Source organism: Lacticaseibacillus suibinensis (assembly GCF_003946175.1).
Taxonomy (GTDB): Bacteria; Bacillota; Bacilli; order Lactobacillales; family Lactobacillaceae; genus Lacticaseibacillus; species Lacticaseibacillus suibinensis.
The window spans coordinates 131,006-137,675 of sequence record NZ_RHOK01000006.1 but is presented as its reverse complement, the minus strand read 5'-3'; the positions used below and the strand labels follow the sequence as shown (position 1 = coordinate 137,675).

The window sequence follows — 6,670 nt, the reverse complement described above, 5'->3', positions numbered from 1 at the left end:
AGTTGTTGGTAATGCTTGTGGGTGTTAGTCTGAGAGTGGGTCATGAAGATTCCTGCTTTCTTGTTTAGCTAGTACTAACAAGAATAGGTCTTCATGGCCTTTTTGGTCTAGTCGTCAGGGTGTTGCACTTGAATTGTAAACTGGGGCTCCCTTTTTTCTATAGTATAGCGCGTTTTTCCGCTGGCTGCATGGGCGAGGCATGGCGTGACTGCCGGGCCAGCCATCCTCCGCTGGCAGGGGCTGGAACGTGGTGGCCAGCGCTTTGAGCCTCTGCGAGTCTCAAAGTCGCGGCTTGTTCTAAGCCAACAAGTTGGCTAAGAACAATTTCACCACTGAGCCCCTGCCGGCTCCGGCTGGCCGGCCCTGGGGTGCGATTGGCTGCTCGTCAACACCGCGCAGCCTGAATATTGAAACACGCCGTCGAGTCCGGTGATAACTCGACGGCGTGTTTGCATGGTTAATGGTGGTCGTAAGCGTCTATGATTCGAGATACAGGGCCCGCAAGTCCTGGCGCTGGCTATTGGTCAGTAAGAGTTCATTGGTCAGGTAGTCATTCAAGCTGCCATACTCGCGGTTGATGGTGAACAAGGCGGAGTCCAAGTATTCATTGGCCACGCCGCCGAGGGAGCGGTAAGAGGCCTGCAGCGCCGGTGAGCCGCCTTGGGCTTTGATTTCGTTGACCAGGCGCTGACTTTCACCGACCAAGAACAGGTTGGAGGCGAGGTAGTCTTGGCGAATAGTGACGGGATCGACGCCTAACGCGGTGAGGAGGTACACGGCGCCCATGCCGGTGCGGTCCTTGCCGGCACTGCAATGGAAAAGCAGTGCGCCATCGGCTGGCATGCCGAGCAGAAGGTCAAAGAACTGACGGTAGGCTTTTTTGGCACTTGGTAGTTGTACAATGGCGGCATAGGTTTTGACCATGCTGCGAAAACCGGCCAAGGGATCCTGGGCTAATTCCGTGTGCTTTTCTTCTTGCGATTTGGTGACTTTAGTTTCATCGGTGGGAAAGACTGGCGTGAATTGGTAATCAACGCCGGCTGGCAAGCGGTCAGGTGAGTCGGCCCGCTCTTCTGGCGAGCGGAAGTCGACATCGACTTTCAAACCATAGTCCGCCAAAAACGCTTGGTCGCGCGGCGACAATTCGTTCAGCCGGCCGGAGCGAATCAGGCGGTTTGAGGCGACGGTTTGGCCGGCTTTGGTTTGGTAGCCGCCGAGGTCGCGAAAGTTGAAGCCGTGGTGAATCGGTAATTCATTGGGTGTCAAAGCTGTGTCCTCCTTCGTGAATTCGGTTTCAGTATATCAAAGTTGGCCAAGAAAAAAAGCCGCCGCAGCGACTTTTGGGGGTAGAGCTTAGTTCTCTTCTTGTGCACTGCCGATAATCAAACCAGCGGTGAAAGAAGCAACGAGATCTTTTTTGGTTTGCGGCAAGCGGTCGTTGTTGTAAGTCAACACCGTTTTGTCGGAAAGCAGATCTTCTACGCGAATCACATTGTACTCACTCAGGTCAATGCTCGACTTGTCCTTGGCGTACTTGTCAGGATATGCCAGCGCCAAAATATCAACGGCTTCAGTATCGTAGTATTCAGCCAACTTGCGAATGCTGCGCTCGCTAGGTACTGTTTGATCATTCTCCCACTTGGTGAAGCTAGCAGGGGAGGTATGTGTGGCCTTGGCCACTTCCACGATGGACTCGCCGCGACTCTTGCGAATCTGACGAAGGGCACTACCAACGGTTTCAGTCATCTATGTCACCACATTTCTATTAATTTCAATCATTCGAGGTTTTACGCTCTGCACGTTATCTAATGTAGCCGTTTCAAAACGGTAATGCAACGTTGATTAAACAATTTTACTGATTCATTTATTATCAAGCCGACAATAAGGCTAAAATGTATTCATTATCGATTAGAGTGGTAAGCGCCCAGCGATAACTTAGCCGGATTGTACATTTTCGGACACTTGAAAAATGGTCCTGCTTGTTTTTAGGTCGGGGATGATTTACGCTTAAGTAAATGAGAAGGATGTGATCATATGGATCAGGAATATAACACCATTTTGGTTCCAGTTGATGGCTCTGACGAAGCAGAACTGGCTTTTTCGAAGGCAGTCAAGGTCGCGGAGACCAATCACGCGCATCTCGATCTGCTGAATGTGCTTGATACGAAGCAGTTCATTGGCGGTTATGGTGGGATGATTTCCGGCGACGCGATTTACCAGCTCACCCAAGATGCGGAACAGTATCTCACGGGTTTGCAAGATCGCGCCAAGGCGGCCGGTCTAGAAGATGTTGACATCCACGTCCGTTTTGGCAATCCCAAGACGGTCATTGCGACGGATTTTCCGCACGATCACAACACTGATTTGATCATGATCGGCGCCACCGGTTTGAATGCGGTGGAGCGGGTCCTGGTGGGCTCTGTCACCGAATATGTTAATCGCACTGCGCCTTGCGATGTGTTGATTGTCAAAACGGCTTAAACCACTCAGCGGGCTCGCCACTTCCTTGTGAAGCGGCGAGCTTTTTTTGACGCCAATTTTCCGCCAAATTGCTCGCAAAGCGATTGACATTTACCGGATTTGCAGGTAGTTTTGCACGTGGCAATTAATCTGAAAGGTGGTCGAGACGATGGCAGAGCAAGCACCAGCATGGTGGGAGAAAAGTGCTGTCCTTAAGGCGTACTACGAGCAGGAATGGGGGCAGCCCACGCATGATGACCAGGCGTTGTTTGAACTGATGAGCTTGGAAAGCCTGCAGATCGGCCTGAATTGGGAGCTGGTGCTTAACAAGCGAGCCGCTTTTAATGAAGCTTTTCATGATTTTGAGATTGATCAGGTGGCAGCGATGCCAGCTACTGTGATTGAAGGCCTGATGCATGATGCCCGGCTGATTCGCAACCGCCGCAAGCTGGAATCCATTCCACGCAACGCCCGCGCGGTGCAGGCCATTCAAAAAGAATATGGTAGTTTCGATGCCTATGTTTGGCATTTCACTGGCGGCCAGCCAGTCATCAATCGCCCGCTAACCTGGGCGGCGGTGCCGGCGCAAAGCCCGCTCTCCAAGCAGGTGGCCACCAGCATGAAAAAGCATGGCATCACCATGATGGGGCCGGTGACGGCGTATAGCTTTTTGCAAGGCGTCGGCGTGATCGATGATCACTTGGCGCAGTAGGGAAAAATTAAAATGCAAAAGAAACGGTTACTGGGAATTGGCTTAGCGATGTTCGGTGCTTGCTTGTGGGGTGTGTCTGGCCCGGCGAGTGAGCTTTTATTTGCCCAAGGCGTCGATGTGGCTTGGCTCATCAGTTCAAAAATGCTGATTGCTGGGGTGCTGACCATGTTGTTGGCCTTAGTGAAGGCGCCGCAAGCAGTGCTGGCGCCTTGGCGCAACCGGCGCGATGCCGGCCAAATGGTGATCTTCATTTTATTTGGCATGATTACCATGCAGTTCATCTATTTTAAAGCGGTGGCTGTTGGCAATGCCCCGACGGCAACGATTCTGCAGTACCTGGCGCCGGTGGTGATTCTGGTGCTGTCAGCATTCATGGCGCGGACCCTACCGCGGCGGCAAGATGTGCTCATCATTGCCCTGGCCATGTTCGGGACGCTGATGGTGGTCACCAAAGGGCACCTGACCCAGCTGGCGATTGGTCCGCAGGCCTTGTTTTGGGGCTTGTTAGCGGCCCTGGCCGCAGCGATGTACACCATGCTGCCAGCCGGCTTGCTGCGGCGGCATTCACCATTGGTGGTGACGGCCTGGGCCCAATTGTTGGGCGGGTTGGTGATGACCGCGTATCGACCGGTATGGCAAAATCCGCCGCACCTTGATCGGACCGGCATCGCAGCGTATGCCTTTGTCGTCTTGTTCGGCACCTTAGTCGCTTATCTGGTGTATTTGGCCAGTTTGCAGTATATTTCGGCCACGGCGGCCAGCTTGCTGGATGCTTTTGAACCGCTTGGCGCGACGGTGGTGTCGGTGCTGATGTTTCACCTTCACCTTGGCGGACCGGAACTGCTGGGCGGCGCGCTGATTATCGCGACCGTATGCCTAATGGCGGTGGCCGGGCCTAAAGCGCCGAAGGTTAAACCAGCAGTGGCTACGGCGCCAGAAATCAAAAAATCACGCAGGCGGCCTGCGTGATTGCTCATTATTGATGTGAATGGGGCGCTGCTAAATTCGGCAGCCGAGTTTGATGTTGATCGGGTCTCAGCGCTAAGATATAGCCGTTTTTCACGCGCAGTTTGTACGTGATTTGGGGCTTGAGCTTGAGCGGGTGCCCTTGCGCATCAAACACCGGCAGTTGCGGTTGTTTGATGGTAGGCATAGTCAAGACCTCCTTAACTCCATTGTAGCATCGTTGGCAAGGGGCACTGGGTTGTCAAAGGATGGTGGCGCGTCGGCTTTTTAGCCTTTGGTCAGGCCACGGAAAAATGATACAATATCAAGGATAGTTTCGTTCAACTGGCGGTTTGCCGGTTTAGCTAAGTGTTCACAGGAGGATACAGATGGATCAATTTGAAATCAGTGAATTGGCGGATTGGCTGGAGGCCCATCACGATCAGTTGTTAGATAAGGCGGAATTGATGCCAGTGGCCAAAGTGCAGGCAGCGGTCGATTACCTACAAGTCCTTGCGGCGCCGGCCCAGTCCTATCTGGCGCGCAAGCAAGGGGCTTATGACCAAGATGAATCTGATCACAAGTTGAACTTGCTGGCCGATGAACAGCCGCTAGCCGCGGTGGAAGATCGCATCATGGTTAACCATGTCGATGGCTCTATCACCGAAGATCAGATCAATTTCACCTACAACCACGAGCCTGTCTTCGAAGGCGGCTACCAACCGAAGAAGGACCTGAACATCGTCAAGTTTGGGCTGGAAGTAATCGGAGCAGTGGCCACGACCGGTCATTTACAAACCGTGACCGCCGCTTTGTCCAAAGATGCCGTCGTGACCCTGGTCGTCGCTTCGGCGCGGTTCCGGCAGTGGCAAGAAGCTTAGGCTTCCGCCGGCAAGAGCCAATCGGTATCGAACAATTCATGGAGCCGGGTTGAAACCGGCACCCACAGCTGAGCTTTTAAAATAGCGCTGATGACTTCCCAAAAAGCGGGGTCGTCGCGCTGTTTTTGATTTGTTTCCACCATGAAGGCCCGGCCGTGTTCGTCGCGGGCAATGATTTGCGGATAACTGATTTGTTCCAACTGAGCGGTGATAACATTCGTTTGATTGAGTTTCATAGTGATCATCCTTTCGAATAAGTTCAGTTTACCTAGGGGGTGGGGCTAAACTGTGGTCGGAATGTGGTTAAAGTTTGATTTTGAGCATAAGAAAATCATAAGGCGAAATCGCGCCCGGCCTGCCGCACGCAGGCGCCGTAAGGTATACTGAAAGCAAAGCCTTTTAGAGGAGGAACATGATGACGACTGTGAAGCAACTTACGCCGCAAGACGAAGCCAGTTACTACGCCTTGGCTCGGTACGCGTTCAACAAACCGACCAGCGAAACGCGCGACCGCGCATTTGCTAGCCTTTACGCGCATTCGGCGGCCTGGGGCGTGGGGGAACCCTTAGCCAGCGGGGTGCTGGGAACCCATTTTGAGGTGGATTTTGCCGGTGTGGGCTTCGGCATGAGCGGGATTGGTTACGTGGCCTCGTATCCCGAAGCCGCTGGTCAAGGTGGCATCGGGGATATCATGCGGACCGCCTTTCAAGCGATGCGGGCTAATGGCGAAACCTTGTCCTACCTGGCGCCATTTTCATCGACCTTTTACCGCCGGTTTGGCTATGAAGGGGCCTTTGATCAGGTGACGCATGTCTTGCCGACCCATGCCTTTCCCAAAGTGCCAAAGCGCGAAAGCGGCGTGACCGTGGTGCGGGTGCCGTTTCGGGCAGCCATCAGCGCCATGGCTGCTGTTTATGGCCGCAGTAAAGATGCTACGCGGGGCGGGCTACGGCGCGCCGATTGGTGGTGGTTAAATCTGGCGGATCATTATCCGGACCGTGAAGTGGCGGTGGCGATGATGGGTGAGCGGCCAACTGGCTACATGGTGTACCAACGCGACGGGGACACGTTCCGGATTTTTGAGCTGTTCCATGACGACTTGGATGCGCTGTTGGCCTTGGCTCGCTTCACTGGCGGCCATCGCTCGGCTTATCAGCAATATGTGTTCACCACCGGCAATCCGGAATCCATTCATGATTTACTCCCGGATCCCAGCGAGCTGCAAACTTCGGTGCGCGCGTATATGATGGCCCGCATTGTCGATGTGGCCGACTTTATGCAGCGCTATCCGTACCAGGTCAGCGATTTGGCGCCGACTTTAATCGCCATCCAGGATGATTACATTCCGGAAAATGCCGGGTTGTGGCAACTCGCGATTAGCGATGGCCAGGTCAGCTTTACCCGCGCCACTGGCGAGCCGCAGATTACGTTGTCCATTCAGCAACTGGTGAAAGCCACGTTCGGTGTGCGTTCGCTGCGCGCCGCTTACACGCTAGGCCTAGTGGATGGCGATCCGTTCACCATTGCCAGTGTGGGAGAAGCCTTCCTCCAGCGGCAAACCCAACTTTATGATTACTTCTAGCGACCAGCCTCGATTCCAAGTGAATCGAGGTTTTTTTAATGATCAGATTTAGTTGACACTAGTTAGCATGAAGCTATAATGAGTGAGTAC

9 protein-coding genes are annotated in these 6,670 nt (G+C 53.6%); 5 read left to right on the top strand and 4 right to left on the bottom strand.

Annotation, left to right across the window (positions count from 1 at the left end; translation table 11 throughout):
• Positions 1-477: 477 nt before the first annotated feature.
• Positions 478-1,266 carry a tyrosine-protein phosphatase gene (locus EKM90_RS04690; protein ID WP_125580173.1) on the bottom strand — a complete coding sequence of 263 codons (789 nt, stop codon included), beginning with the start codon at positions 1,264-1,266 and terminating at the stop codon, positions 478-480.
• 87 nt (positions 1,267-1,353) lie between these two features.
• The gene (locus EKM90_RS04685; protein WP_125580171.1) at positions 1,354-1,746 is read right to left on the bottom strand and encodes a helix-turn-helix domain-containing protein; all 393 of its coding nucleotides are present in this window, start codon (positions 1,744-1,746) and stop codon (positions 1,354-1,356) included.
• Positions 1,747-2,034: 288 nt separating this feature from the next.
• Between EKM90_RS04685 and EKM90_RS04680 the strand changes: the two genes are divergently transcribed.
• The 3 genes from EKM90_RS04680 (at position 2,035) to EKM90_RS04670 (ending at position 4,141) form a co-directional block, all read left to right on the top strand.
• Entirely contained in the window at positions 2,035-2,481 is a 447-nt protein-coding gene (locus tag EKM90_RS04680; RefSeq protein ID WP_125580169.1) for a universal stress protein, read from the top strand.
• Positions 2,482-2,629: 148 nt separating this feature from the next.
• A complete protein-coding gene (locus EKM90_RS04675) occupies positions 2,630-3,172 on the top strand; it encodes a DNA-3-methyladenine glycosylase I (RefSeq protein WP_125580167.1) in 543 nt (180 codons plus the stop codon).
• A 12-nt stretch (positions 3,173-3,184) separates the two neighbouring features.
• A complete protein-coding gene (locus tag EKM90_RS04670) occupies positions 3,185-4,141 on the top strand; it encodes a DMT family transporter (RefSeq protein ID WP_125580165.1) in 957 nt (318 codons plus the stop codon).
• 7 nt (positions 4,142-4,148) lie between these two features.
• Here the strand turns inward: EKM90_RS04670 and EKM90_RS12760 are convergent, their stop codons facing one another.
• The gene (locus tag EKM90_RS12760; RefSeq protein ID WP_164507854.1) at positions 4,149-4,325 is read right to left on the bottom strand and encodes a hypothetical protein; all 177 of its coding nucleotides are present in this window, start codon (positions 4,323-4,325) and stop codon (positions 4,149-4,151) included.
• Positions 4,326-4,506: 181 nt separating this feature from the next.
• Here EKM90_RS12760 and EKM90_RS04665 point away from each other — a divergent pair, with 181 nt between their 5' ends.
• A complete protein-coding gene (locus EKM90_RS04665; RefSeq protein WP_125580163.1) occupies positions 4,507-4,998 on the top strand; it encodes a hypothetical protein in 492 nt (163 codons plus the stop codon).
• On the opposite strand, the gene EKM90_RS04660 is transcribed toward EKM90_RS04665, so the two are convergent.
• Positions 4,995-5,234 carry a hypothetical protein gene (locus tag EKM90_RS04660; RefSeq protein WP_125580161.1) on the bottom strand — a complete coding sequence of 80 codons (240 nt, stop codon included), beginning with the start codon at positions 5,232-5,234 and terminating at the stop codon, positions 4,995-4,997. The genes EKM90_RS04665 and EKM90_RS04660 overlap by 4 nt on opposite strands.
• Positions 5,235-5,413: 179 nt before the next feature.
• On the opposite strand from EKM90_RS04660, the gene EKM90_RS04655 reads away from it, so the two are divergent.
• Entirely contained in the window at positions 5,414-6,580 is a 1,167-nt protein-coding gene (locus tag EKM90_RS04655) for a GNAT family N-acetyltransferase (RefSeq protein WP_164507853.1), read from the top strand.
• The last annotated feature ends 90 nt before the right edge of the window (positions 6,581-6,670 follow it).

Coding starts and splice junctions, on each gene's coding strand:
- EKM90_RS04685 (WP_125580171.1), bottom strand. CDS start 1,746: ATGACTGAAACCGTTGGTAGTGCCCTTCGTCAGATTCGCAAGAGTCGC.
- EKM90_RS04680 (WP_125580169.1), top strand. CDS start 2,035: ATGGATCAGGAATATAACACCATTTTGGTTCCAGTTGATGGCTCTGAC.
- EKM90_RS04675 (WP_125580167.1), top strand. CDS start 2,630: ATGGCAGAGCAAGCACCAGCATGGTGGGAGAAAAGTGCTGTCCTTAAG.
- EKM90_RS04670 (WP_125580165.1), top strand. CDS start 3,185: ATGCAAAAGAAACGGTTACTGGGAATTGGCTTAGCGATGTTCGGTGCT.
- EKM90_RS12760 (WP_164507854.1), bottom strand. CDS start 4,325: ATGCCTACCATCAAACAACCGCAACTGCCGGTGTTTGATGCGCAAGGG.
- EKM90_RS04665 (WP_125580163.1), top strand. CDS start 4,507: ATGGATCAATTTGAAATCAGTGAATTGGCGGATTGGCTGGAGGCCCAT.
- EKM90_RS04660 (WP_125580161.1), bottom strand. CDS start 5,234: ATGAAACTCAATCAAACGAATGTTATCACCGCTCAGTTGGAACAAATC.
- EKM90_RS04655 (WP_164507853.1), top strand. CDS start 5,414: ATGACGACTGTGAAGCAACTTACGCCGCAAGACGAAGCCAGTTACTAC.